The organism is Streptomyces sp. NPDC003032 (genome assembly GCF_053591415.1).
On record NZ_JBSFTT010000006.1, the window covers coordinates 229,305 to 253,124 of the forward strand.

Below are 23,820 nucleotides of genomic sequence, written 5' to 3' on the forward strand. Positions count from 1 at the left end.
TCAGTCTCGTACGCATACGTAGATGGCCGTCCCCGGGATCAGGTTTCCGCGCAGCGGGGACCAGCCGCCCCACTCCTGGGTGTTCCAGGCGGGCCACTCCGGTTCCACGATGTCGACGAGGCGGAAACCGCCCGCCACGATGTCCCGCACCCGGTCGCCGATCGTCCTGTGGTGCTCCACATAGACGGCGTTGCCCTCCTCGTCCTGCTCCACGTAAGGAGTGCGGTCGAAGTAGGAGGCCGCTACGGAGAGCCCCTCCGGGCCCGGCTCGTCGGGAAAGGCCCAGCGGATCGGGTGCGTCGCGGAGAAGACGAAGCGGCCGCCGGGCCGCAGCACGCGACGCACCTCCTTGAGGACCAGTACGGGGTCGGCGACGAAGGGCAGCGCCCCGTAGGCGGAGCAGGCGAGGTCGAAGGCGCTGTCCTTGAAGGGCAGCACCCCCGCGTCGGCCTGTACCAGAGGCACCGTGCCGCCGATCCGCAGCGCGTGCTGGAGCTGGCGGTGCGAGAGGTCCAGGGCGACGGGCCGCGCGCCCTGCGAGAGAAGCCAGCGCGAACACTGGGCGGCGCCGGCGCCGATCTCCAGGACGTCCTTGCCCTTGAGCTCCTCGGGCGGACCGAGCAGCTCCGCCTCCACCTCGTCGAGCCCCTCGGGGCCCCACACGAAGCGGTCGTCCCCGAGGAACGTGCCGTGCTCGATCTGGTACTCGTCGGCGTTCCGGTCCCACCAGCCGCGGTTCGCGCGACTGCTCTCCGTGATGTTCGCGTCACGGCGGGTGGCCTCGGGCTCGGGCGGTTCGGACTCTTGGATGATCGGCTCCATCGTCGTAATCTTTCGTGTCTTCCGTCGAACCTCGTCGCGAAGGGGGCGCGGTGCGGCCCGTGTGGCCTCAGGCGACAGGTTTTGTGCCGGGTATGAGGCGATCCGCCCCGGGTGTGCGCCTTCGCGCATTGACCCTTTCCGGCTGCCCCCGTATGCTACAAGTTGCGCTGCGAGCCTGCCGTCCTCAGACATAGCAGGATGCGCTCGCATCTGTTGCATGTCCCCTCGGTTGTCGAGGCGCCTTCCGTTTCTTCGGAACTCAGGAATCGGCGTTTCCCAGGCTGTCCGGCTTCTTCAGAGCGAAATCGGCTCCGGCGCTAGCAGTACCTACGACTCACTGTCCGTACCGGAGCCCTTACCCACATGACGAGCAGCACCGAGACCACCGCTTCCACCACCCCGCAGGTAGCGGTCAACGACATCGGTAACGAGGAAGCCTTCCTCGCCGCGATCGACGAGACGATCAAGTACTTCAACGACGGCGACATCGTCGACGGCGTCATCGTGAAGGTCGACCGGGACGAGGTCCTGCTCGATATCGGTTACAAGACCGAAGGCGTCATCCCGAGCCGCGAGCTCTCGATCAAGCACGACGTCGACCCGAACGAGGTCGTCAAGGTCGGCGACGAGATCGAGGCCCTGGTTCTCCAGAAGGAGGACAAGGAAGGCCGTCTGATCCTGTCCAAGAAGCGCGCTCAGTACGAGCGCGCCTGGGGCACGATCGAGAAGATCAAGGAAGAAGACGGCATCGTCACCGGTACGGTCATCGAGGTCGTCAAGGGTGGTCTCATCCTCGACATCGGCCTCCGTGGCTTCCTGCCGGCTTCCCTCGTCGAGATGCGCCGCGTCCGCGACCTCCAGCCCTACGTGGGCAAGGAGCTCGAGGCCAAGATCATCGAGCTGGACAAGAACCGCAACAACGTGGTCCTGTCCCGCCGTGCCTGGCTCGAGCAGACCCAGAGCGAGGTCCGTCAGACCTTCCTCACGACCCTGCAGAAGGGTCAGGTCCGCTCCGGCGTCGTTTCCTCGATCGTCAACTTCGGTGCGTTCGTGGACCTCGGCGGCGTCGACGGTCTCGTGCACGTCTCCGAGCTCTCCTGGAAGCACATCGACCACCCCTCCGAGGTTGTCGAGGTCGGCCAGGAAGTCACCGTCGAGGTTCTCGACGTGGACATGGACCGCGAGCGTGTCTCCCTGTCGCTCAAGGCGACGCAGGAAGACCCGTGGCAGCAGTTCGCCCGCACGCACCAGATCGGGCAGGTCGTTCCCGGTAAGGTCACCAAGCTCGTTCCGTTCGGTGCGTTCGTGCGCGTCGACGAGGGCATCGAGGGCCTGGTCCACATCTCCGAGCTGGCCGAGCGCCACGTGGAGATCCCGGAGCAGGTCGTCCAGGTCAACGACGAGATCTTCGTCAAGGTCATCGACATCGACCTCGAGCGTCGCCGGATCTCGCTGTCGCTGAAGCAGGCCAACGAGTCCTTCGGCGCCGACCCGTCGGCCGTCGAGTTCGACCCGACCCTGTACGGCATGGCCGCGTCCTACGACGACCAGGGCAACTACATCTACCCCGAGGGCTTCGACCCCGAGACCAACGACTGGCTCGAGGGCTACGAGACCCAGCGCGAGGCCTGGGAGACCCAGTACGCCGAGGCGCAGTCGCGCTTCGAGCAGCACCAGGCCCAGGTCATCAAGTCCCGCGAGGCCGACGCTCAGGCCGAGGCCGAGGGTGTCGCGGCTCCCAGTGGCGCGGCTCCGGCCGCGGGCACCGGTGGCGGCGGTGGCGGCGGTTCGTACTCCTCGGAGTCGGACGACAACTCCGGCGCCCTGGCTTCGGACGAGGCGCTTGCCGCGCTTCGCGAGAAGCTGGCCGGTGGCCAGAGCTGAAGCTCGCCTCCAGGCGGTCGTAGCTGAACAACGCCGCGGGCCCGTACCTCCCTTTCGGAGGTGCGGGCCCGCGGTGCGTTCCGGTTCGGCCGCGGAGGGCGCGTGGGCGGGAATGCGCGTGTCCTCGCGTGCGTTCTCCGTTACGAACACGAGGAGGAGCGGTCACAGTGCTTGATCCGCAGGGTTTGTACGCATGGGAGCCGAAGGGCCTCGCCGTCGTCGACATGGCGCTCGCCCAGGAGTCGGCAGGACTGGTCATGCTCTACCACTTCGACGGATACATCGACGCGGGGGAGACCGGCGACCAGATCGTCGAGCGCCTCACCGACAGCCTTCCGGGGCAGGTGGTGGCGAGATTCGACCACGACCGCCTCGTCGACTACCGCGCCCGCCGTCCACTGCTCACCTTCCGGCGCGACCGCTGGTCCGACTACGAGGTGCCGACGCTCGACGTCCGTCTCCTCCAGGACGCCACGGGGGCGCCCTTCCTGCTGCTCTCCGGGCCCGAGCCGGACATCGAGTGGGAGCGCTTCGCGGCCGCCGTCCAGCAGATCGTGGAGCGCCTCGGCGTGCGCCTGTCCGTGAACTTCCACGGCATCCCCATGGGAGTGCCGCACACCCGCCCCGTGGGCCTCACCCCGCACGGCAACCGCACCGACCTGGTCCCGGGCCACCGCAGCCCCTTCGACGAGGCACAGGTGCCCGGCAGCGCGGCCTCCCTCGTCGAGTACCGCCTCCTGGAGGCCGGTCACGACGTGCTGGGCGTCGCCGCGCACGTCCCGCACTACATCGCGCGCTCCACGTACCCGGACGCGGCCCTCACGGTCCTGGAAGCGATCACCGCCGCGACCGGCCTGGTGCTGCCCACGGTCGCCCACGGACTGCGCACCGAGGCGCACCGCACGCAGACCGAGATCGACCGGCAGATCCAGGAGGGCGACGAGGAGCTCGTCGCCCTGGTCCAGGGCCTTGAGCACCAGTACGACGCCGCGGCGGGCGCCCAGGAGCGGGGCAACATGCTCGCCGAACCGGCCGACATCCCGTCCGCCGACGAGATCGGCCGTGAATTCGAACGCTTCCTCGCCGAGCGGGAGGGCGACGCGTAACGCCACCGCCTAAGCTGCCGGTCATGCTGAAAGTGGGCCTGACCGGCGGCATCGGCGCCGGCAAGAGTGAAGTCTCGCGGCTGCTCGCCGCGTCCGGTGCCGTGCTGATCGACGCCGACAAGATCGCGCGTGAGGTGGTGGAGCCGGGAACTCCCGGCCTGGCGGCCGTCGTTGAGGCCTTCGGGCGGGAGGTCCTGGCTCCGGACGGCTCCCTGGACCGGCCGAGGCTCGGCGCGATCGTCTTCGCCGACGCCGGGAAGCTGGCCGTCCTGAACTCGATCGTGCACCCCCTGGTCGGCGCCCGCTCCGCCGAGCTCGAACGGTCGGCCTCGGACGACGCGGTGGTCGTCCACGACGTGCCGCTGCTCACCGAGAACGGCCTGGCTCCGCTGTACGACGTCGTGGTCGTCGTCGACGCGAGCCCCGCGACCCAGCTCGACCGCCTGGTGCGGCTGCGCGGCATGAGCGAGGAGGACGCCCGCGCGCGGATGGCCGCGCAGGCCACCCGCGAGAAGCGCCTGGAGACCGCGGACATCGTGATCGACAACGACGGCCCCCTCGAAGGGCTCCGGGAGCGGGTCGACGAGGTGTGGGCGGACCTCATACGGCGCGGACGCGGTACGGCGCTGACGCGGAATAGGGACGGCCGCGGCGGGCGTTGACGCTGGGGAGTGAGGGAAGGAGTCCAGCGTGCCCGAAATCACCCCGGAGACTCACGTCATCGACTTCCGCGCGGCGGAGCAGCTCCTTGCCGCACGGGATCCGCGCGGCGCGGTGAAGCTGCTCGACACGGTCATCGCCGCCCACCCCGAGAACACCGCGGCCCGGCTGCTGCGGGCGCGCGCCTTCTTCGCCGCCGCGCAGCTGCGCGCCGCCGAGCTGGAGTTCAGCATCGTCCTGGAGCGCGAGCCGGACAACGCGTTCGCGCACTTCGCGCTCGCCCGCACCTACGAGCGCGGCTCCCGGCCCGACCAGGCGCGACGCCACTTCCGCCTCGCGGCCGCGCTCGACCCCCAGCCCGAGTACCTGGCGGCGGCCCGCTTCGACAAGGAAGACTGACCCCGCCGAGCGGGACTGTCGCAACACGCCCTAGGGGGAGCCCGGCGGATCGTACGGCGGGACGTCGCGGCCCGGCTGGTAGTGCGGGCCCTGACGCATGCGGTGCACCACCCACGCCAGGTCGGCGGCGACCACCAGCAGCAGCACCCCGCACGCCACCGCCCACGCCGTGCGCCCGGTGAGCGCGAAGGCGGCCGTTCCGAAGGCCGCCCAGACGAGCCCCCATACGCTGAACCAGAAGCGCATCCGCAGGGGGCTGCGCGCGGTCGCCGGTTCACTGCCTGTACGCGTCATCAGAAGTCATCTCCTCCTTTCAGGATAGAGAGGGCGGGTGGAGAACGCGGGCGGGCCGCCTGCGCGGCGAGGCCCTGTGGATGCTGTGGAACGAGCCGGTGGCGTCCTTCGTTGGAGGGGCATGAGTGTGGAGATGCGTGAGGGATACGAAGGAACGGGACCCGGCGCGATCACCCCGGACGGCTGCGCGGTCGACCTGTACACGCGCCTGTCCGTCGGCGACGAGCCCGACGTCATAGCGGGGGCGGTGCCACCCGGGTCGCACATCCTCGAACTGGGCAGCGGTGCGGGCCGGGTGACCCGGCCGCTCCTGGAGCGTGGCTTTCGCGTGACAGCCGTGGACGAGTCCGCCGAGATGCTGGAGAAGGTCGCCGCGCTCGACGGCGGGGTGCGCACGGTGCGGAGTCCGATCGAGCGGCTCGACCTGGACGAGAAGTTCGCCGTGGTGATGCTCGCGTCGTTCCTCGTGCACACCGGTGACGTGGCCGTGCGGCGTGGAATGCTGCGGGCCTGCCGAAGCCATGTCACGGACGGCGGCTGCGTGCTGATCCAGCGGGAGGGCGAGGATTACCACACCAACCTGCCGAGGGAGCGCGTCGACCCGGGTGGCTACACGATCCGCATCGTCTCGGCGGAGCCCATCGGGGACGGTGTGAACGAGGTGCGGGCGGAGTACGTCTTTCCGGACGCCGTATGGACGCAGACGTTCCGCGCCCGGCCGCTCACCCGCGCCCAGTTCGAGGCGGCGCTCGCGGAGGAGGGCCTGAAGGTCGACAAGTACCTCACGGAGGACGGGACTTGGGTGCGGGCGGTGCCGGTGGCCGTGGCGGCGGGCTGAGGCGACCAGTATTTTTCGGGCGGGAGCGATGAGTTTCGTGGCGCGGGCCTGTCTATACCGGTGACAGCACAACAGCGCGGCAGGCCGACAGCCCGGAGGCGAGGCCCGCCCGATCCGCTCACCGAGGAGACAGCATGTCCGCCACCGCCACGGCCAACTCCACCGCAGTCACCACCGCCCGTACCGGCCCCCGTGGCCGTGGCGCCCGCATCACGCTGCGCACCTTGCAGGTGCTGTTCGCCGTGTTCTTCGGTGTCGCGAGCGGCGTGCCCAAGCTGATCGCGCACCCGACCGCCGTCGAGTCCTTCGACAAGCTCGGCTGGGGCGCGCCCGGCATGTACACCATCGGCGCGCTGGAGCTGCTCGGCGGCATCGCGCTGCTGATCCCGCTGCTCTCCTCGCTGGCCGCGACGGCGTTCATCGGCCTGATGACCGGCGCGTTCATCGTGACCGTCACGGCGCTCGGCGGGGAGAACGCGGCGACGCCGCTGATCCTGATCCCGCCGCTGGCGTGGATCGCGTGGGCGCGGCGCGACGAGACGGCGAAGCTGATCGCCCGCGTCCGGGCGTGAGACGAGCCCGACCGCAGGACCCAGGGCGCGCATCGCGTCACATCGCCTCGCACCGCACCGCGTCACATCGCCTCGCACCGCACCGCCTCGCACCGCACCGCACCGCCTCGCACCGGACGACACCGCACCGCATCGCAGAGAAGTCCCGGCAACACGCCGTACATGACGGCGTGTTGCCGGGACTCTTCCGCGATCGGGCGGTCTAGCCCTCCGCGCCCCGCAGGCGTTCCATCTCGCGGCGGTCCCGCTTCGTGGGGCGGCCCGCGCCCCGGTCGCGGATGCCCGCCGGGGCCACGGCCTCGCGCGGCGGGGGCGGCGGGCTGTTGTCGACGTACGCCTCGGCGGCGACCGGCGCGCCGACGCGCTTGCGGATGACGCGCTTGACGATGACGATCCGCTCCCGGCCGCCCGCCTGCCGTAGCCGCACCTCGTCGCCCACGCGCACGCCGTACGCGGGCTTGACGCGTTCGCCGTTGACCCGCACATGGCCGCCCTTGCAGGCGGCGGCGCCCATCGAGCGTGTCTTGACGAGGCGGACCGACCAGATCCAGCTGTCGACGCGCACCGAGCCCTCGCCCGCCGGCGCGCCGCCCGCGGCAGCCTTGCCCGTGGAAGGGTCGCCCGGGGCGCGGCCCTTGCCGCCTCCTGAAGTCTCCGAAGCCATGTACAGACCTTAGTCCGGCTCCGGCGCGGCATGCCCGGCTCCCGGCGAGCCGTCCGGAATCCGCTGAGCGAGGCCGTCGATACTTCGGGCGGCTCGCGCACCGGCTGGCGCGCGCGGGGCGCTGCTCATCGCCGGCGTCATGGTCGGTTCGTGTGGTCGGCGGGTTCGTGGCGCTGGGGGCGGCGATGACCTGAGCGTACGTAACGTACACACGGCACGTACATACATGCGTACGTGTGTACGTTACGTACGGTGGAGGGCATGGACGGCCTGAGCGAACTGGACGAGCGGATCACCGGGTGCCGCGCCTGCCCACGCCTCGTCGACTGGCGCGAGGAGGTCGCGCGCACCAAACGCGCGGCCTTCGCCGACTGGACGTACTGGGGGCGCCCGGTGCCCGGCTTCGGACCGCACGACGCGTCGCTGCTGATCATCGGCCTCGCGCCCGCCGCGCACGGCGCCAACCGCACCGGGCGGATGTTCACCGGCGACCGCTCGGGCGAGTTCCTCTACCCGGCGCTGTACGACGTCGGGCTGGCCTCGCGTCCCACGGCCGAGAGCGTCGACGACGGCCTGACCCTCTACGGCACGCGCATCACCTCGCCGGTGCACTGCGCCCCGCCCGAGAACAAGCCCACCACCGGGGAGCGTGACACCTGCCGCTCCTGGCTGGTGAGCGAACTCAAACTGCTCGCCCCGACGCTCAAGTCGGTGATCGTGCTCGGTGGCTTCGGCTGGCAGGCCGCGCTGCCCGCCTTCGCGGCGGCGGGCTGGCAGGTGCCGAGGCCCCGGCCGGCGTTCGGACACGGGGCGCACGTGGTCCTGGAGGGCGGCCCCGAGGGGGAGGGGCTCGACCTCTTCGGCTGCTTCCACGTCAGCCAGCGCAACACGTTCACCGGACGGCTCACGCCCGCGATGCTGCGGGACGTGCTGCGTACGGCGGCCGTCGAAGCGGGGCTGCACCCGGACGGCCCAGCAGAGTGAGCCGCGGCGCACGGTGATTCCTAGCGTGAGGGCGTGGACGAGACTCTCGCGGCCAGGCCCTCCGCCGCCGCCTACCGCAACCTGGCCGTGGCGACCGTCGGCTTCACACTGACCTTCTGGGCCTGGGACCTGGTGGCGCCGCTCGGCAGCGACTTCAAGGACCGCCTCGGACTCAGCTCCTTCGAGCAGTCGCTCCTCGTCGCCGTGCCGGTGATCGTCGGCTCGCTGGGCCGTGTGCCGGTCGGCGCGCTCACCGACCGCTATGGCGCCCGGCTGATGTTCCCGCTGGTCTCGGCGCTGACCATCGTGCCGGTGCTGCTGATCATCCCGGCCAGGAACAGTTACGTCGCGATGCTCGGCGCCGGTTTCCTGCTGGGCCTCGGCGGAACGACGTTCGCCATCGGCATCCCCCTCGTCAACTCCTGGTTCCCGCCCGCCCGCAGAGGCTTCGCGCTCGGCGTCTTCGGCATGGGGATGGGCGGAGTGGCGCTCTCCGGCTACTTCACGCCGCGCATCGCCGAGCACGGCGCCAATCTGCCCTTCGTCATCGTGGCCATCGCCCTCGCCGCGTTCGCGCTGCTCGCGGCGGTGCTCATCACCGACCGCCCGGACCGGCCCGTGCCCACCACCGCGCTCATCACCCGGCTCGGGCAGGCCGGCCGGCTGCGGGTCACCTGGGAACTGTCGGCGCTGTACGCCATCGGCTTCGGCGGGATCGTCGCCTTCGGGGTGTACCTGCCCACGTATCTGAAGACCTGGTACGACCTCTCGCCCACCGACGCCGGGACCAAGGCGGCCGGGTTCGCGCTCGTCACCGTCGTCTTCCGGCCCATCGGCGGCTGGCTCTCCGACCGGTTCCACCCGGCCACCGTCACCTCCGTCGCCCTCGGGGTGGTCGCGCTCTTCGCCGTCGTACAGGCCTTCGACCCGACGCTGTACCCGGTCGGCACCATCTGCTTCCTCGTCATGGCGGCGGGCCTCGGCACCGCGAGCGGCAGCGTCTTCGCCCTCGTCTCGCAGGTCACCCCGCAGCCACAGGTCGGCTCCGTCACCGGCATCGTGGGCGCGGTGGGCGGCCTCGGCGGGTTCCTGCCGCCGCTGGTCATGGGCGCCATCTACAGAGCCAAGGACTCGTACTCGATCGGCTTCATGCTGCTGTCGGACCTGGCACTCGCCGGGTGTGTCTACGCGTACGGGCGGATGCGAAACGCGAAGACGCTCTGACACGGGACCGGGTTAGGGTGCCGCGATGGGCCTCTATCCGGACATCGAACCCTACGACCACGGCATGCTCGACGTCGGCGACGGCAACCGCGTGTACTGGGAGGCGTGCGGCAATCCGCGCGGCAAGCCGGCCGTGGTGCTGCACGGCGGGCCCGGCTCCGGCTGTACGCCCTTCTTCCGCCGGTACTTCGACCCCGACGCGTACCGGGTCGTCCTGCTCGACCAGCGGGGCAGCGGCCGCTCCACGCCGCACGCGAGCGACCCGGCGACCGACATGAGCGTCAACACGACCCCTCATCTGCTCGCCGACCTCGAACTGCTGCGGAGGCACCTGGGCATCGAGCGGTGGCTGGTGTGGGGCGCGTCGTTCGGTTCGGTGCTCGGGCTGCGGTACGCGCAGACGCATCCCGAGCGGGTCTCCGAGCTGGTCCTCACGGGGCTCGCCACGGGCAGCCGCGCGGAGGTCGGTCTCATGACCCGGGGGCTGGGGAAGATCTTCCCCGAGGCGTGGCGGGCCTTCCGGGACGGTGTGCCGAAGGAGGACCGGGACGGGGATCTCGCCGCCGCCTACAACCGGCTCCTGGAGTCCCCGGACCCCGCGGTGCGGGGCGCTGCCGCGCGGGCCTGGACGGACTGGGAGACGGCGTTCGAACCCGCGCCGCCGCGGTCCGTCCCCCGCTACGAGGACGCGGCCTTCCGTGCCGGTTTCGCCCGCACCGTCACGCACTACTTCGCCAACGACCACTGGCTGGGCGGCGACGAGGTCGTCCTGCGCGCCGCGGGGTCCCTCCGGGGGATTCCGGGGGTGATGGTGCAGGGCAGTCTGGACTTCGGCAACCTCGTCGGTATCCCGTGGCGGCTTCAGCGGGCGTGGGCCGGGAGCGAGTTGATCCTTGTGGACGACGTGGGGCACAACGCGGGGGCTCGCGGGGTCGCGGATGAGCTGGCGGCGGCGACGGATCGGTTCCGGGGGTGAGGGTTCTGGATGGTGCGGGTGGGTCTGGTCGGATCCATCTGCTTCTGGCTGGGTTCGGCTTTTTCTGGCTGGGTCCGGTCGGGTCTGGTCGGGTCCGGCTGGTTCCGGTCGGATCCGGCTGGGTCTGGTGGGGTCTGGTTGGGTCCGGCTGGGTCCGGTCAGGTCCGGTCGGACGGGTTCGGTCCACCGCTACCTGTGGTCCATCGGACGGGTTCGGTCCACCGCACCCGTGGTCCAAGCGAGGGATGCCCGTCGTCAACGGGGCCGCTCGGGATCCGCTGCCGTCAGGGTGATCTTCCGCCGTTCGGGCGGAGTTCGGGTCGCCGCCGGGTCGCGACCGCCGCAGACTCCGGAGAAAGCGTCGGGCAGGACCGGCGCCGAGCACGTGGAGCCGTCCGGTGTCCCAGCCACCTTCTCGCCGCCTCCGCCCGCGGCGCCGATTCCCGCTTCTCCGGGTGGTTCTCACGGTCGTACTCCTTTCGGGCGTGGGAGCCATGGGGGGCACGGTGGCGGCCGGGGTCTTGCCTGCGGCCGGCGTGCGGCCTTCGGCTGGTGTCGCGCCGGGGACTGACGTCCTGCCCGCGGCTGGTGTCTTGCCCGGGACCGGCGTCCTGCCTGCGGCTGGTCTTGTGCCCGGGACCACCGTCTGGCCTGGGGCTACTGCCTCGCCTGAGGCTGTTGCTCCGCCCGGGGGCACCATCTCGCCTGGGGCTACTGCTCCGCCCGAGGCCGCTGCTCAGCCCGGGGGCGCCGTCTTGCCTGAGGTGACTGCACCGAAGGAGGGCGCCGCCTGGCCCGAAACCGCCGTCTCACCCGGGACAACTGCCTCGACGGAGGCCGCTGCCTCGCCTAAGGTGACTGCTTCGTCGGGGGTCACTGTCTCGCCTGAGGTGACTGCGCCGATGGAGGTGGCTGCCTCGCCCGGGGCCACTGCTCCGACTGAAGGCACTGCCTCCCCCAAAGTGACTGCTTCGTTCGAGGTCACCGTCTCGTCTGAGGCAACTACGCCGATGGACGCCGCTGTCTCGCCTGGGGCCATTGCTCCGACTGAAGGCACTGCCTCCCCCAAAGTGACTGCTTCGTCCGAGGTCACCGTCTCGCCCGGGGACACCGTCTCGCCTGAGGCCACTGCCCCGACGGAGACCGCTGCCTCGCCCAAGATGACCGCTCCGCCCGAGCCCACCGTCTCCCCCGGGGGAACTGTCCCGACGGACGCCGCTGCCTCGCCCCAGCCCACAGCCCAGCCCGATCCCACAGCCTCCCCCGAGGTCACCCCCCAGCCCGATCCCACAGCCTCCCCCGAGGTCACCCCCCAGCCCGATCCCGCAGCTTCGCCCGAGGTCACCCCCCAGCCGGAGCCCACCGACCCGCCCGAGCCCACCTCCCCACCCGAGCCCACCTCCCCACCCGAGCCCACCTCGCCACCCAAAGACGCGCCCCTCTTCTGGGTCGACCCGGACAGTGCCGCCGCGAGGCAGGTCGGTGAGTGGCGTGCGCGAGGGCGGGCCGATGATGCTCTGCTCATCGAGCGCATCGCCGGGCGGCCGCAGGCCGTGTGGCTGAATGAGGACGGGCCCGGCGCCGTCGTACGGGCCCACGTCGAGGCGGCGGCCAAGGCGGGGCGCGTCCCGGTCCTCGTCGCCTACTTCATTCCGTACCGGGACTGCGGCTCCTACTCGTCCGGCGGTGCCCGCGACGCCGCCCACTACCGTCGGTGGATCGACGAGTTCGCCAAGGGCCTCGGCGCCACGGGCACGTACGTGATCGTGGAACCGGACGCCGTCGCGCACATGGTGGCCGGCTGCCGCGGAGCGGACGCCCGAGAGCGGTACCGGCTGCTCGCCTACGCGGTCCAGCGCCTCAAGAGCCACCCGAACACCAAGGTGTACCTCGACGCGGGCAACGCCGGCTGGATCCCCGACGTACGGCGCCTGGTCGCCCCACTGCGCAGCGCCGGGATCGACCGGACCGACGGCTTCGCGCTGAACGTATCCAACTTCCAGACCAACGAGGCGAGTACACGGTACGGTCACCGGCTCGCCGCCGCACTCGGCGGCGACAAGCACTTCGTCATCGACACCAGCCGCAACGGCAACGGCCCCTACCAAGGCGACGACGCCTGGTGCAATCCGCCCGGCCGCGCGCTCGGCACGCCCCCCACCACTGTCACCGGCGACGCCGCACTCGACGCCTACCTGTGGATCAAACGGCCCGGCGAGTCCGACGGAACCTGCCGGGGCGGGCCGCGGGCCGGCAGGTGGTGGCCGCAGTACGCACTGGGCCTCGCCCAACGGGCCGTCGGCTAGCGCGGACGCCAGACGCAGCGGATGTCCGGCTCACGCTCCTCGTTGTCCGAACCGTCCGTCCGCTCCGCCTCGACGAACCCATGGCGTGCGTAGAACCGCCGCGCCGGCGCGTTGACCTGGAACGTCCACAGCGCGAGCCCCTCGGGGCTGCGCTCCTTGGCCAGCGCCACGAAACGGTCGCCGATGCCGTGCCCCCGCCACTGGGGGGCGAGGTAGAGCTGGCTCAGCTCGTCCCCGTCGAGCACCATCATGCCGACGGCCTCGCCCGCCGCCTCCGCGATCCACGTTCCGCCGCGCGGCACGACGACGTACTCGAAGAACTCCCGCACCTCGGCGTCGGTATGCGCCCGCCGCACCGTCGGCAACGCGGCGTCGTAGGACCGCAGATAGACGTCGGCGACAGCGGCACCGTCGGGCTCGGTGGCCTGGCGCAGGTCGACCGGAACGGAAGTCAAGGGCTCTCCAAGGGACGGATGACGGATGGCGGATGACGAATTACGGATGACGGATGACGGATGACGGATGCTGATCATGCGTGATCGCCGTCGCGTGCGCATCCGGATTAGTACGCCCCCGGGAAGGCGCCGCACCGTCTACCTCTCAGCGCACCGCCGCCGGCGAACTTCCGCCCCGTACCAGCAGAGTCGGCTCGCCCGAACCGTCCGCGGGCGTCGACCAGATGTCCGACTTCCGTCCGTCCTCGCCCGGCAGGGCATACGCGAGTGTGCCGTCGTCCAGCCAGGCGGCCTGGTCGTCGACGCTCCGCCGCTCGGCGAGCAGCTGCTCACGCATCGTACGAAGGTCGAGGACGTACAGCCGCCACGGGTCGCGCGTCCCCTTCCGTACGCGCTTCTTGAAGGCGAGGCGGGTGTTGTCGGGGGAGAGGGAGGGGCATTCGACGTTCTCGCGCACAGCGGTCGCCGCCCACTTCTTCATGTCGCCGCGCACGAGATACGTCTTGCCCTTGGTCGAGACGGTCGCGTAGAAGCGGTTGTCGTCCTTGGTGAAGGTCACGCCCCAGTAGTTGACGTCGGGGGAGTGGTAGCGGCGGCCGTCGAGGGTGAGGGGGATCTCCTCCATGTTCTTGATGAGGTAGCCGGTACGGGTGTCCAGGATCGAGGTGCGGGTGGAGAAGGAGGAGCCCGCGTAGGAGTCACCGGTGGCGAACATCGTCCAGGACAGCATCCGGCCCGACGCGGAGACGCGGGCCCGGTTGGGGATGCCGGTCAGCGCGATGCGGCGCTTCTCGCGGAGGCGGTCGTCGAGGACCACGGCGTACGACTTGGGCGGGATCCCGGAGCGGCGCTGCAGGCACAGGCCGGTGCGGGCGGCGGCGTAGAAGCGCTCGCAGGACGGGCCGCCGGTGGTCCGGGCGGTCCGGCCTGCTTGGTCCGCCTGGTCCGCCTGGTCCGCCTGGTCCGCCTGGTCCGCCTGGCCCGTTTGGCCCGTCATGTCCGTCCGGTCCCCCCAGTCCCTCCGGTCCGAGGCTTTGCCGGGTGCCGGGAGGCGGGCGACACGGCCCGCGCCCGCCTCCGTGCTGCGGAAGTACAGCTGCCCCCGGTCGAGGCCGAACTCCGATACGGCGTCGGCGGATTGCGCGCGCTGTGCCGCGTGCAGGGTGTACGCGACGGCGACGCCCGCGAGGACGGCGGCGGCCACGGCGACCGCGACGATCCGGGAGCGCAGCGACCGTGGCGCGGTGGATGTGGACGAAGTCATGGGGACCTTTCGGCACGGGGATGTGGCTCGGTACGGGGAAGCAGCGCGGCCGCCCCCGCCAGCGCCGCGGCCAGTGCGATGACCGCGCAGGTCAGCGCCGTGCCGACGCCCCACAGCGTCCAGGCCGCGCCGAACCCGGCGGCGGCGAGCAGCCGGGCGAGGGCCTGTCCGGTCTGCAGCACGGCCATGCCGCCGGCCCGCCGCTCACCGGGCACCACGGGCGTGGCCAGGGCCATCAGGACGCCGTCGGTGGAGGCGTAGAACACACCGAGGAGAAGCAGTACGCCGATGAGGAGCGGCCATCCGTCGGTGGGCGCGAGCAGCAGGACGTAGCCGCCGAGAAGAGCCACGTGCCCGGCGAGGAAGGGCACGCGGCGCCCGACGCGGTCGGCGAGCCGCCCGGCAGGGACGGCGAGCAGCAGATAGACCGCGGCGGCGCCCAGCGGCAGCAGCGGGAACCACGACACGGCGAAGTCGAGCCGCCGCTGGAGGAGGAGGTAGAGGAACGCGTCGCCGATGGTGGCCGCGCCGAGCAGCGAGGCGGCGACGAGGACGCGCCGGAAGGCGGGGACGCGGAGCAGGCCGAGTGCCTTGGGGCGCTGCGCGGCCGGGCCCGGCGGCCTGGTTCGGCGGGCCGTCTGCTCGCGGTGGCCGGGCACGAACGCGACCAGCGTCAGCACTCCGAGGAGTCCGAAGCAGAAGCTCACCACGAACACGGCGTCGTAGGCGTCCGCGGTCGCCCACAGCAGCGCGAACGCGGCGAGCGGCCCGAGGAGCGCGCCCGTGGTGTCCATGGCCCGGTGCACGCCGAACGCGCGGCCGAGCGCGTCGGGCGGGCTGCTCAGCGAGATGAGCGCGTCGCGCGGCGCGGTCCGCACGCCCTTGCCGATGCGGTCGGCGGCGAGTGCCGCGCCGATACCGGCGGTGGCGCCGCCCGCGAGGAGGAGCCCGAGGCGGGAGAGCGCGGAGAGGGCGTAACCGCCGCCGGCGACGAGTTTGTGCCGTCCGCCGCGGTCGGCGGCGTACCCGCCGACCAGGCGCACCAGGGCGGTGACGCCGTTGTAGAGCCCGTCGAGGAAACCGAACTGGAGCGGGGACAGGCCGAGTTGCAGGACGAAGTAGAGCGGCAGGACGGCGGTGACCATCTCGGAGGAGATGTCCGTGACCAGGCTGACCGCGCCGAGCGCGAGGACGGGTGCGGCGACGCGGCCGCGCCGGGTCTCGGACTTCTCCGAGGACTTCTCCGAGGACTTCTCCGAGAACTCCTCCTCGGATTTCTTCGAGGCCTTGGCGACCGCGTCGGTGGTGGCGGTGGTAGCGGTGGTAGCGGTGGTGGCCAGATACATGGCGTTCGTTCGTCTCAGCGGCAGGTGTACGACGGACTGGTGTCCTTCGTCGAGCCGTCCGTGGCGACGAGGTTCCAGGAGAACCCGGTGTCGCTGAAGTTCAGCTTGATGACGCCGAAGGTCTTGGTGATCCGCTTCTGGCTGTTGGGCTGCACTTCCTCGATGTCGTACGGGTTGGCGCCGCCCATGCCGCCGAGGAGCTCGACGATGCCGTTCGCGTCGGCCTTGCCGTCCGCGTCCTGTGGGGCGAACCGCTCGTAGTGGTGGTCGTGGCCGTTCAGCACCAGTTCGGCCTTGTTCTCCTGGAGGATCTTCCACACCGGCCGGCCCACGGGGTCGTTGCCGTGCCCGCCGGACGAGAAGAGCGGGTGGTGCCAGTACGCGGCGACGCACTTCTTGGAGTTGGCGGCGAGGTCGGCCTTGAGCCAGTCGATCTGCTCGTCGTCGTCGAAGCTGTTGGAGTCGAGGGCGATGAAGTGCCAGTTGCCCTGGTCGAAGCTGTAGTAGCTCTTGCCGTCGGGGTAGGCGATGGACCCGAAGTAGGACTTGTAGCCCTTGAGGGGACCGGCCGGGTCGTAGGTCTCGTGGTTGCCGGGGATGGGGCGGGTCTTGCTCTTGAAGGCGCCCCAGGTCTTGTCGTAGTAGTTCTTGAAGTCCTTCAGGCGGGCGTCGTCGTACTGGTTGTCGCCCATGGTCATCACGAAGGACGGGTTGATCTGCTTGACCAGGGCCGCGGTCTTGGGGTGCTTGCAGCTGCTGCTGCTCGCGGTGCACTGCTCGGCGATGTCACCGGCGGCGACCGCGGTGAAGCCGGCCCTGGGCTCGGCGTTGGACTCGGCGTTGGACTCGGCGTTGGGGGAGGCGTCGGCTTTCTCGGCCGGGGACCAGAGCAGGACGCCGCCGATCAGGGCGAGCGAGGCGCCCGCGGCGAGGGGGATGCCCCAGCGGGCCCTGCGCGCAGACGATTTGGGCGTACGGGAATTCATGGCGCGGGGGGTGGGCGACATGTCCGTCTCCTCGGTTGACGTGGGGGTGCCGGGCCGTCTCGGGGAATCCTGGCGATGCGGCATGTGCGCGTCAAGAACTTGGGGTGAATTATTGTTAGGAAACTTTCCTTCCAGTGTTCGCGCGGGGTTCGGCGGGGCACGGTTGTCGGGAGCCGCGGGGCGCGGGCGCGGCCCGGGTCGGGCCCAGGGCGGGGGCGCTCGGGTTGCCTGGCCAGGGGTTGTCAGTGGTCTCGCCTAGGGTGGCGAACGTGGGGGACAGGTGGCGTGGGCAGGGGCTGAGCGAGGTGGCGGCGATGACGTCGGAGGCGGCGGAGGAGGCGGTGGCGTCGGCCGACCATGCCCTTCTCGTACGTTCCTGCGCGGCCGTCTTCCTGCCGGCGGAGGTGCCGAGGGAGGGCCGGCTCGCGTTCTGGCGGCCGGACGGGGGAGAGCTGCCGGGGGTGACGGGGCTTGAGGGTGCGAGGGACGAGGGACCTACTGCCGCTCGGGGAGCAGCGGGCGAGGGCGCCGGGCGGGGCGGGCCGGGTCTGGTCCCGTCCGGCAGGGGGGACCGGCGGGGTGATCTCGTGGTCGCCCGTAAGCACGGCAAGGGCGCCCGCCCCCGTACCGTGCCCGCGCTGTTTCTGCCGGTGGCCGACGCCGTGCCGCTCCTGTTGCGCACCGCGCGCAGGCACCCGCACCCGGCCGCCGCCTGTTGGGCCGCGGCCGCCCGGCACGCGCTGCACCTCGCCGCGCGGGGCAGGCTGCTGCCCGGCCTCACCGCGTCAGACCTGGACGCGTGGCGTGCGGGACCGCTCGACGAGGCCGATGTCGCACAGCTGCGCGCCATCGCCGCCGCACTGCCCGCCGAGGCGCACGCCGTACCCCTGCCCGGGAGCGGACCACTACTGCTGCCGGAGCCGCTCGCCCTGGTCAGAGCCTTCGTGGACGCGGTGGTGGACGCCCTGCCGCGCAGCCCCGCGGCCGCGCACGCGGTCGGCGCCCCCTTCGCGGCCCGCGAGCCACAGCGGCTGCCGGGCGCGCGGGAGTGGGCGGCGGAGGTCGCGGCCGGGATGGACGCGGGGGTACGGGTCTCCCTACGGCTCGACCTGCGGGCGCACGAGGTGTTCGACGCGGGGGAGACGCCGGGCTCCGGCTCCAGCTCCGACTCCGGCTCCGAAGGCACGGCCGGTTCCGCCGCCGGTGCCGAGACCACTGCCGAAGCCGGTGCCGAGACCACTGCCGCAGACGGCACCGAGACCAGCACCGCGGCCACCAAGGAGAACGGCGCCGAGGCCAGCGCAGCGAGCGGCGCCGAGGCCCATGCCGCGCATGGCGCCGAGGCCCGCGCCGCGCACGGCATCCAGGCCCGTGCCGCGACCGCCGCCGAGGCCAGCACAGCGAGCAGCACCCAGGCCCGCGCTGCGCACGCCACCCAGACCAGCGCCGCACACGGCACCCAGGCCCACGCCCCGACCGCCGCCCAAGAACGCATCCCCCACGCAGCCGTCTCCAGCACCGCAGCCGCCATCGTGCAGGTGCACAGCCTCGCCGACCCCTCGCTCGTGACCGACGTCCCGCAACTTTGGGCGGGCGCCGCCGATCACTTCGGCCCGCGGGCCAGGGTCGACACGCTGCTCGCGCTGCGCCGCGCCGCCCGCGTATGGCCGCCGCTCGCCAGGCTCCTGGAGCGGCCGCGCCCCGACGTGCTGCCGCTGAGCGAGGACGAGCTGTACGACCTCCTGGGCGTGACGGCCGGCCGGCTCGGCGCGGCAGGCGTGGCCGTCCACTGGCCGCGAGAGCTGACGCGCGGCCTCACCGCGACGGCCGTCGTCCGCCCCGCACCGGGCACCGCCGCCGACAACTTCGACTTCTTCAAGACGGAGGAACTCCTCGAGTTCCGCTGGCAGCTGGCGCTCGGCGACCAGCCGGACGACCCACTGACGGAGGCGGAGCTGGACCTGCTCGCGGAGGCGCACCGCCCGGTGGTCCGCCTCCGCGACCAATGGGTCCTGGTCGACCCCGAACTCGTACGCAAGGCACGCAAGCGCGACCTCGGCCTGCTCGACCCGGTGGACGCCCTGTCGGTCGCGCTCACCGGCACGGCGGACGTCGACGGCGAGCAGGTCCCCGCCGTGCCCGTCGGCGCGCTGGCGAGGCTGCGCGAGCGCGTGACGGACGACCTCGACACGGTCGACCAGCCGCCCGGCCTGCACGCGACCCTGCGCGACTACCAGCTGCGGGGCCTGGCCTGGCTGGACCGGATGACCTCGCTCGGCCTCGGCGGCTGTCTCGCCGACGACATGGGCCTCGGCAAGACGATCACGCTGATCGCCCTCCACCTCCACCGCGCCCACCCCGCGCCGACGCTCGTGGTCTGCCCGGCCTCGCTGCTCGGCAACTGGCAGCGGGAGATCGAGCGGTTCGCGCCGGGCGTACCGGTGCGCCGCTTCCACGGCCCGGCCCGCACACTCACCGGGCTGACCGACGGTTTCGTCCTCACCACGTACGCCACGATGCGTACGAGCGCTCCCGAACTGGCCGCCACACCCTGGGGGCTGGTGGTCGCGGACGAGGCGCAGCACGTCAAGAACCCGCACGCGGCGACGGCGAAGGCGCTGCGCACGATCCCCTCCCCGGCCCGTGTCGCGCTCACCGGCACCCCCGTGGAGAACAACCTCTCCGAGCTCTGGGCCCTGCTCGACTGGACGACCCCCGGGCTCCTCGGCCCCCTGAAGGCGTTCCGCGCCCGGCACGCACGCCTGGTGGAGGGCGGCGAGACCGCCGAGAACGACGAGGCGCTGACCCGCCTGTCCCGTCTCGTACGCCCCTTCCTCCTGCGCCGCAAGAAGTCCGACCCCGGCATCGCCCCGGAGCTGCCGCCGAAGACGGAGACCGACCACCCGGTCACGCTCACCCGCGAACAGACCTCGCTCTACGAAGCGGTGGTGCGCGAGACGCTGGCCCGCATCGAGGCGTCGGACGGCATCGCCCGCCGCGGCCTGGTGATGAAGCTGCTGATGGCGCTGAAGCAGATCTGCAACCACCCGGCGCAGTATCTGAAGGACGGCATGCTCACCACCCGGTCGGGCCGCCCCCGCTCGGGCAAGCTGGAGCTGCTCGACGAACTCCTCGACACGATCCTCACGGAGTCGGAGAGCGCGGGCGCTGTCCTGATCTTCACGCAGTACGTGGAGATGGCCCGCCTCCTGGAGACACATCTGTCGTCCAGGGGCATCGGGACCCAGCTCCTGCACGGCGGCACGCCGGTCGCGCGGCGCGAGGAGATGGTGGACCGCTTCCAGTCGGGCCAGATCCCCGTCTTCCTCCTCTCCCTGAAGGCGGCGGGCACGGGCCTGAACCTGACCCGGGCGGGCCACGTCATCCACTACGACCGCTGGTGGAACCCGGCCGTCGAGGAGCAGGCCACCGACCGCGCGTACCGCATCGGCCAGACCCAGCCGGTGCAGGTCCACCGCCTCGTCACGGAGGGCACGGTCGAGGACCGCATCGCGGAACTCCTCGCGGCGAAACAGGCGTTGGCGGACGCGGTGCTCGGCGACGGCGGCGAATCGGCGCTCACCGAACTGTCCGACGCGGAACTGGCGGACCTGGTGGCGCTGAGGAGGACGACGTGAAGAGGAGGACGACGTGAAGCCGAGGACCGGATCCGGCCGTGGCGGCCTGGGCTGGGCCAGCGGCATGAGCGAGACCAGCCGCATGGGCAGCGGCCGCGTCTTCCCCGCCCTGCCGGCGCATGCCGACCCCCAGGCGCCCTTCGCCACGTCCTGGTGGGGGAACGCGTGGATCGACGCGCTGGAGGAGAGCGCCCTGGACCAGGCACGCCTGGCGCGCGGCCGCGCGTACGCCCGCGAAGGCGCGGTCGACACGATCACCGTCGCGCCGGGCCGCATCGTCGCGTACGTCCACGGCAGCCGCCCCCGCCCCTACCGCGCGGAGATCCGCCTGCGGACGATGCTCCCCGAACACTGGGACCGCTTCCTGGACGCGGTGGCCACGGACCCCGCGCACATCGCGGCCCTGCTCGACAAGGACATGCCGCACGCCCTGGCCGAGGCGGCGAACCGGGCGGATGTCCAACTCCTGCCCGGCGCACGCGAGCTGGCACCCTCCTGCACCTGCCCGGACCGGGGCCACCCCTGCAAACACGCGGCCGCCCTGGCCTACCAGACGGCCCGCCTCCTGGACGCCGACCCCTTCGTCCTCCTGCTGCTGCGCGGCGGTGAGGAGCAGGACCTGCTGGACGAGCTGTCCCGCCGCAACGCGCACAAGTCGGCGGCGGAACAGCAGGCGGCCACCCCGCCCCCACCCTCCTCGTCCGGGCCGACCCTGCCCGGCACCCCGGCCCGGTCCGTCCTGGCCACGGAGTACCGCCCCGCGCTGCCGCCCCCGCAGGCGCCCCCGGCCCGCCCCGGCGAGCCCCCGGTGCTGCCCTCGCTCCCCGGCGCCCCGGATCCGACATCCCTGGAGTTCCTGATCACGGACGCGGCGACCAGGGCCCACGCCTTCCTCACCACGGGCGCGGACCCCTTCACGGCCACGTCCCCCTGGCACGACGCGGTCCGCCTGGCGGCCTCCCATCCCGGCCTCACGGGCCGCCGCACCTTCAGTCGCCAATTCGCCGAACTGGCCCGCTCGGTGGGCAGCACCCCCGCCGACCTCTCACGGGCGGCGGCGGCCTGGCGCCAGGGCGGCGAGAAGGGCCTGGCGGCCCTGGAATCCCTCTGGGACCCTCCGGCGGGCCCCTTCGACCGCGCCCGAGGCGCCCTCACAGCGGCAGACCTCCCTCGCATGACGATCCACCGCAACACCCTCACGAACCTCGAAGCCTCCCTCCAGATCCGCTACGGCCGCGACGGCCGCTGGTACCCGTACCGAAGCGAGCCGGGCGCGGAGGACTGGTGGCCGGAGGGGGAGGCGGACGAGGACGTGGTGGGGGCGGTGGCGGGGGTGATCGGGGACGGTCCAGCCCGCACCGAGCCCGCACCCGGCTCGCGCCGCGGAGCCTCCACACCTTGATGAGGAATTGTCGGTGGGGCGCGTTACGGTGAAGGCCTCGGACGCGGAGAAGGAGGCCCTGTGGACGCTGAGTTGACGGCGTTGGCAGCCGCCGGGGCGGCGGCGCTCGTGCAGCAGATGGTGGCCGACGGGTGGGCGCAGGCCCGGGACCGGGTCGCCGGGTTCTTCTCGCGGGGCGAGGGACCCGGGGGCGCGGACGACGCCGTCGTCGGGGAGCTGGACGAGGCGCGGGCCGAGTTGGTCGCCGCGCGGGAGACCGAAGACGCGGACATGGCGGCCGATGTGCAGGCGGAGTGGCGTTCGCGGCTCCGGCGCAGACTCGCCGCCGATCCGGCCGCTGCCGCTGAGCTGCGGGCCCTGCTCGCCGAATTGGCCTCCGAGGGTGGCGGGGGAGAGCCTCGGGGTGACGTCACGTACAACACCATCAGTGGTGGTGTGCAGCACGGCACCGTCATCCAGGCCGGAAAGCTCATCACTGGTCACCACCGAGAGCCTTGAGTTGCCTCGGACGTGCGCGCCATGACGGAGCGAGCCTTTCTCGACCAGCGACTGGGACACCGCCGTCCACTGCAGAAGCCGCAGAAGCCGCAGAAGCCTCAGAAGTCCACCCTGGTCCGCTCGTCCAGCCGCGCCACCGAGTCCTGCGCGAACGCCTTCTCGTAGTCGCTGCGGATCTCCTCGATCAGCACGTCCCGCTTGCGCGCCTCGCCTGTCGGATACAGCAGGATCAGCTCGTACGAACGCTCGCGTTCGATCTTGCCGTTGGAGTCACGCCACTGCCCGCGCCCGTCCTGGATGGTCAGCCCGTCGGGGAAGCCGGGCGTGACCTCCTTGTCGATGAAGGCCATGAACTGCTTGTCGGTGACGGCGGGTCCGCCGTCGGGGCGTTCCGTGCCGAAGAAGAGCCGGGTCTCGACGAAGGGCTTGCCCCGGGTGACCTCCGACGCGGAGGACGACGTCGCGGAGGACGCCGCCGAGGACGACGGGCGCGACTCGCCGTCCAGCGAGGCGTACGCCGCCGGCGCGCCGACCGCCAGGACCGCGGTCGCGGCGCCGGCCACGGCGAGTCGGGTACGGGTGATGCGGGAGAGGCTGAGAGCCACGGGACGATCCCTTTCGGTGGAGGGTGAGGGTACGGACGTCAACCCCCGGTACATGCCGGGGACTCGTCGTCTTCGTAGACCCGTATCGGCCGCAAACCGTATCGGACGCACCCGCCCCACCAGCCGCTCTTCCGGCGGTAAGTCTTGAATTCCGCCCGGCGGATTCACGCCCGCTCGGCACGCTCGTCACAGAGCGCGGGTCCGTCCGCCCCTCCCAGGCGGTACGTCATGAGGTCCCGCCAGCCGCCGCCCGCCCCGTCCGTCACGATCAGGTGCACCGAGCTGATCCGGCTGACGAGCGGCAGGTGAGGGGCGAGCCGGGACTCAAGGGCGTCGTAGGCGGCTTCGTACGTCTCCGGGCCCTCGTGGTTCGCGAGTGTCAGGTGGGGAGCGAGAGGCGGAGTGAAGATGCCCCGGTAGGGGACCGCCTCGGGCCAGCGGGCGGTGAGGGACGTGGTGAGGGCCCGGATCGGGGCGTCGGGGTCCGGCGGAAGGTAGAGGACGCCCGGGTAGCGGCGGAACCCGGTGAACGTGAGCGTGAAGGGCGCGTGCGCCGCGAACAGCTCCGTCAGGTCGGCGTGGGTCGACGCGGAGAAGCGGGACTTGTTGAGGAACGGGTAGAGCACCGTGACATGGGCCGGGAAGCCGGCGCTCACCAGGGGGTTCGCCTCGGGGACGCGGATGCTCAGGGCCGTGTCGCCGGGCAGGTCGGCCCAGCCGTCGGCCGCCGGCGGCACGGCTTCCCGTTCCGGTGCCGCAACCAACCCCCTCGCTCTCGCCCTCGCCTCTGCCGACCCTCGTACCCCAGTGCTCACAGCGCGGCATCGTGTCACGGCCAACCCCGGCACCCCAAAGCCGTAAGCCGCCGTCTTCCCTCACGTCACTCGACTCCCTTAC

The 23,820-nt window shown here is 71.8% G+C and carries 22 protein-coding genes; 13 read left to right on the forward strand and 9 right to left on the reverse strand.

Going from position 1 to position 23,820, the window contains the following annotated elements; genetic code table 11:
* On the reverse strand, positions 1-822 hold the full coding sequence (locus tag ACWDZ7_RS11290) for a class I SAM-dependent methyltransferase (protein WP_451796427.1): 822 nt from the start codon (positions 820-822) through the stop codon (positions 1-3).
* A gap of 363 nt (positions 823-1,185) precedes the next feature.
* On the opposite strand from ACWDZ7_RS11290, the gene rpsA reads away from it, so the two are divergent.
* The 4 genes from rpsA to ACWDZ7_RS11310 all read left to right on the forward strand — a co-directional run bounded on the left by rpsA (position 1,186) and on the right by ACWDZ7_RS11310 (position 4,871).
* Complete coding sequence (rpsA, locus tag ACWDZ7_RS11295) at positions 1,186-2,706, forward strand: 30S ribosomal protein S1 (protein ID WP_451519881.1); 1,521 nt, start codon at positions 1,186-1,188, stop codon at positions 2,704-2,706.
* 167 nt (positions 2,707-2,873) lie between these two features.
* The gene (locus ACWDZ7_RS11300; protein ID WP_451519882.1) at positions 2,874-3,812 is read left to right on the forward strand and encodes a PAC2 family protein; all 939 of its coding nucleotides are present in this window, start codon (positions 2,874-2,876) and stop codon (positions 3,810-3,812) included.
* Positions 3,813-3,835: 23 nt separating this feature from the next.
* Positions 3,836-4,474, forward strand: a complete 639-nt coding sequence (coaE, locus tag ACWDZ7_RS11305; protein WP_451796428.1) for a dephospho-CoA kinase — start codon at positions 3,836-3,838, stop codon at positions 4,472-4,474.
* 28 nt (positions 4,475-4,502) lie between these two features.
* Positions 4,503-4,871, forward strand: coding sequence for a tetratricopeptide repeat protein (locus ACWDZ7_RS11310; RefSeq protein ID WP_451796429.1), 369 nt, complete (start codon positions 4,503-4,505; stop codon positions 4,869-4,871).
* Between the two features lie 30 nt (positions 4,872-4,901).
* Here ACWDZ7_RS11310 and ACWDZ7_RS11315 read toward each other — a convergent pair whose 3' ends face one another.
* Positions 4,902-5,165 carry a DUF6343 family protein gene (locus tag ACWDZ7_RS11315; protein WP_451796430.1) on the reverse strand — a complete coding sequence of 88 codons (264 nt, stop codon included), beginning with the start codon at positions 5,163-5,165 and terminating at the stop codon, positions 4,902-4,904.
* A gap of 121 nt (positions 5,166-5,286) precedes the next feature.
* Between ACWDZ7_RS11315 and ACWDZ7_RS11320 the strand changes: the two genes are divergently transcribed.
* Both ACWDZ7_RS11320 and ACWDZ7_RS11325 read left to right on the forward strand, forming a co-directional pair.
* Positions 5,287-6,003 carry a class I SAM-dependent methyltransferase gene (locus tag ACWDZ7_RS11320; RefSeq protein WP_451796431.1) on the forward strand — a complete coding sequence of 239 codons (717 nt, stop codon included), beginning with the start codon at positions 5,287-5,289 and terminating at the stop codon, positions 6,001-6,003.
* Positions 6,004-6,137: 134 nt separating this feature from the next.
* A complete protein-coding gene (locus ACWDZ7_RS11325) occupies positions 6,138-6,575 on the forward strand; it encodes a DoxX family protein (protein ID WP_451796432.1) in 438 nt (145 codons plus the stop codon).
* 202 nt (positions 6,576-6,777) lie between these two features.
* On the opposite strand, the gene ACWDZ7_RS11330 is transcribed toward ACWDZ7_RS11325, so the two are convergent.
* A complete protein-coding gene (locus ACWDZ7_RS11330) occupies positions 6,778-7,239 on the reverse strand; it encodes an RNA-binding S4 domain-containing protein (RefSeq protein WP_451796433.1) in 462 nt (153 codons plus the stop codon).
* Positions 7,240-7,500: 261 nt separating this feature from the next.
* On the opposite strand from ACWDZ7_RS11330, the gene ACWDZ7_RS11335 reads away from it, so the two are divergent.
* The 4 genes from ACWDZ7_RS11335 to ACWDZ7_RS11350 all read left to right on the forward strand — a co-directional run bounded on the left by ACWDZ7_RS11335 (position 7,501) and on the right by ACWDZ7_RS11350 (position 12,729).
* On the forward strand, positions 7,501-8,223 hold the full coding sequence (locus tag ACWDZ7_RS11335; RefSeq protein ID WP_451796434.1) for a uracil-DNA glycosylase: 723 nt from the start codon (positions 7,501-7,503) through the stop codon (positions 8,221-8,223).
* A gap of 33 nt (positions 8,224-8,256) precedes the next feature.
* Entirely contained in the window at positions 8,257-9,447 is a 1,191-nt protein-coding gene (locus ACWDZ7_RS11340) for an MFS transporter (protein ID WP_451796435.1), read from the forward strand.
* Between the two features lie 25 nt (positions 9,448-9,472).
* Positions 9,473-10,423, forward strand: coding sequence for a prolyl aminopeptidase (gene pip, locus ACWDZ7_RS11345; RefSeq protein ID WP_451796436.1), 951 nt, complete (start codon positions 9,473-9,475; stop codon positions 10,421-10,423).
* 1,070 nt (positions 10,424-11,493) lie between these two features.
* Complete coding sequence (locus ACWDZ7_RS11350) at positions 11,494-12,729, forward strand: glycoside hydrolase family 6 protein (RefSeq protein WP_451796437.1); 1,236 nt, start codon at positions 11,494-11,496, stop codon at positions 12,727-12,729.
* Here ACWDZ7_RS11350 and ACWDZ7_RS11355 read toward each other — a convergent pair.
* The 4 genes from ACWDZ7_RS11355 to ACWDZ7_RS11370 form a co-directional block, all read right to left on the reverse strand.
* Complete coding sequence (locus ACWDZ7_RS11355; RefSeq protein ID WP_451796438.1) at positions 12,726-13,184, reverse strand: N-acetyltransferase family protein; 459 nt, start codon at positions 13,182-13,184, stop codon at positions 12,726-12,728. The two genes, ACWDZ7_RS11350 and ACWDZ7_RS11355, sit on opposite strands and share 4 nt — an antisense overlap.
* A gap of 145 nt (positions 13,185-13,329) precedes the next feature.
* Entirely contained in the window at positions 13,330-14,448 is a 1,119-nt protein-coding gene (locus tag ACWDZ7_RS11360; RefSeq protein WP_451796439.1) for a TolB family protein, read from the reverse strand.
* Positions 14,445-15,794 (reverse strand): MFS transporter, encoded by a 1,350-nt coding sequence (locus ACWDZ7_RS11365; RefSeq protein ID WP_451796440.1) that lies wholly within the window; start codon positions 15,792-15,794, stop codon positions 14,445-14,447. The genes ACWDZ7_RS11360 and ACWDZ7_RS11365 overlap by 4 nt, the downstream gene beginning before the upstream one ends.
* A 14-nt stretch (positions 15,795-15,808) precedes the next feature.
* Positions 15,809-16,801: a metallophosphoesterase family protein gene (locus ACWDZ7_RS11370; RefSeq protein ID WP_451796441.1), complete on the reverse strand. Its 993-nt coding sequence runs from the start codon at positions 16,799-16,801 to the stop codon at positions 15,809-15,811.
* A gap of 293 nt (positions 16,802-17,094) precedes the next feature.
* On the opposite strand from ACWDZ7_RS11370, the gene ACWDZ7_RS11375 reads away from it, so the two are divergent.
* Genes ACWDZ7_RS11375 through ACWDZ7_RS11385 form a run of 3 tightly spaced genes read left to right on the forward strand, consistent with a single transcriptional unit; the run spans position 17,095 to position 22,318 of the window.
* Positions 17,095-20,418 carry a DEAD/DEAH box helicase gene (locus ACWDZ7_RS11375; RefSeq protein ID WP_451796528.1) on the forward strand — a complete coding sequence of 1,108 codons (3,324 nt, stop codon included), beginning with the start codon at positions 17,095-17,097 and terminating at the stop codon, positions 20,416-20,418.
* 13 nt (positions 20,419-20,431) lie between these two features.
* Positions 20,432-21,820: an SWIM zinc finger family protein gene (locus tag ACWDZ7_RS11380; protein WP_451796442.1), complete on the forward strand. Its 1,389-nt coding sequence runs from the start codon at positions 20,432-20,434 to the stop codon at positions 21,818-21,820.
* Positions 21,821-21,880: 60 nt separating this feature from the next.
* On the forward strand, positions 21,881-22,318 hold the full coding sequence (locus tag ACWDZ7_RS11385) for a hypothetical protein (RefSeq protein ID WP_451796443.1): 438 nt from the start codon (positions 21,881-21,883) through the stop codon (positions 22,316-22,318).
* A gap of 98 nt (positions 22,319-22,416) precedes the next feature.
* On the opposite strand, the gene ACWDZ7_RS11390 is transcribed toward ACWDZ7_RS11385, so the two are convergent.
* A complete protein-coding gene (locus ACWDZ7_RS11390; protein WP_451796444.1) occupies positions 22,417-22,923 on the reverse strand; it encodes a DUF3574 domain-containing protein in 507 nt (168 codons plus the stop codon).
* Positions 22,924-23,087: 164 nt separating this feature from the next.
* On the reverse strand, positions 23,088-23,687 hold the full coding sequence (locus tag ACWDZ7_RS11395) for a 2'-5' RNA ligase family protein (RefSeq protein WP_451796445.1): 600 nt from the start codon (positions 23,685-23,687) through the stop codon (positions 23,088-23,090).
* Positions 23,688-23,820: the final 133 nt, after the last annotated feature.

Coding starts and splice junctions, on each gene's coding strand:
- ACWDZ7_RS11330 (WP_451796433.1), bottom strand. CDS start 7,239: ATGGCTTCGGAGACTTCAGGAGGCGGCAAGGGCCGCGCCCCGGGCGAC.
- pip (WP_451796436.1), top strand. CDS start 9,473: ATGGGCCTCTATCCGGACATCGAACCCTACGACCACGGCATGCTCGAC.
- ACWDZ7_RS11335 (WP_451796434.1), top strand. CDS start 7,501: ATGGACGGCCTGAGCGAACTGGACGAGCGGATCACCGGGTGCCGCGCC.
- ACWDZ7_RS11365 (WP_451796440.1), bottom strand. CDS start 15,794: ATGTATCTGGCCACCACCGCTACCACCGCTACCACCGCCACCACCGAC.
- ACWDZ7_RS11290 (WP_451796427.1), bottom strand. CDS start 822: ATGGAGCCGATCATCCAAGAGTCCGAACCGCCCGAGCCCGAGGCCACC.
- ACWDZ7_RS11315 (WP_451796430.1), bottom strand. CDS start 5,165: ATGACGCGTACAGGCAGTGAACCGGCGACCGCGCGCAGCCCCCTGCGG.
- ACWDZ7_RS11370 (WP_451796441.1), bottom strand. CDS start 16,801: ATGTCGCCCACCCCCCGCGCCATGAATTCCCGTACGCCCAAATCGTCT.
- ACWDZ7_RS11360 (WP_451796439.1), bottom strand. CDS start 14,448: ATGACTTCGTCCACATCCACCGCGCCACGGTCGCTGCGCTCCCGGATC.
- rpsA (WP_451519881.1), top strand. CDS start 1,186: ATGACGAGCAGCACCGAGACCACCGCTTCCACCACCCCGCAGGTAGCG.
- ACWDZ7_RS11375 (WP_451796528.1), top strand. CDS start 17,095: ATGACGTCGGAGGCGGCGGAGGAGGCGGTGGCGTCGGCCGACCATGCC.
- coaE (WP_451796428.1), top strand. CDS start 3,836: ATGCTGAAAGTGGGCCTGACCGGCGGCATCGGCGCCGGCAAGAGTGAA.
- ACWDZ7_RS11320 (WP_451796431.1), top strand. CDS start 5,287: ATGAGTGTGGAGATGCGTGAGGGATACGAAGGAACGGGACCCGGCGCG.
- ACWDZ7_RS11325 (WP_451796432.1), top strand. CDS start 6,138: ATGTCCGCCACCGCCACGGCCAACTCCACCGCAGTCACCACCGCCCGT.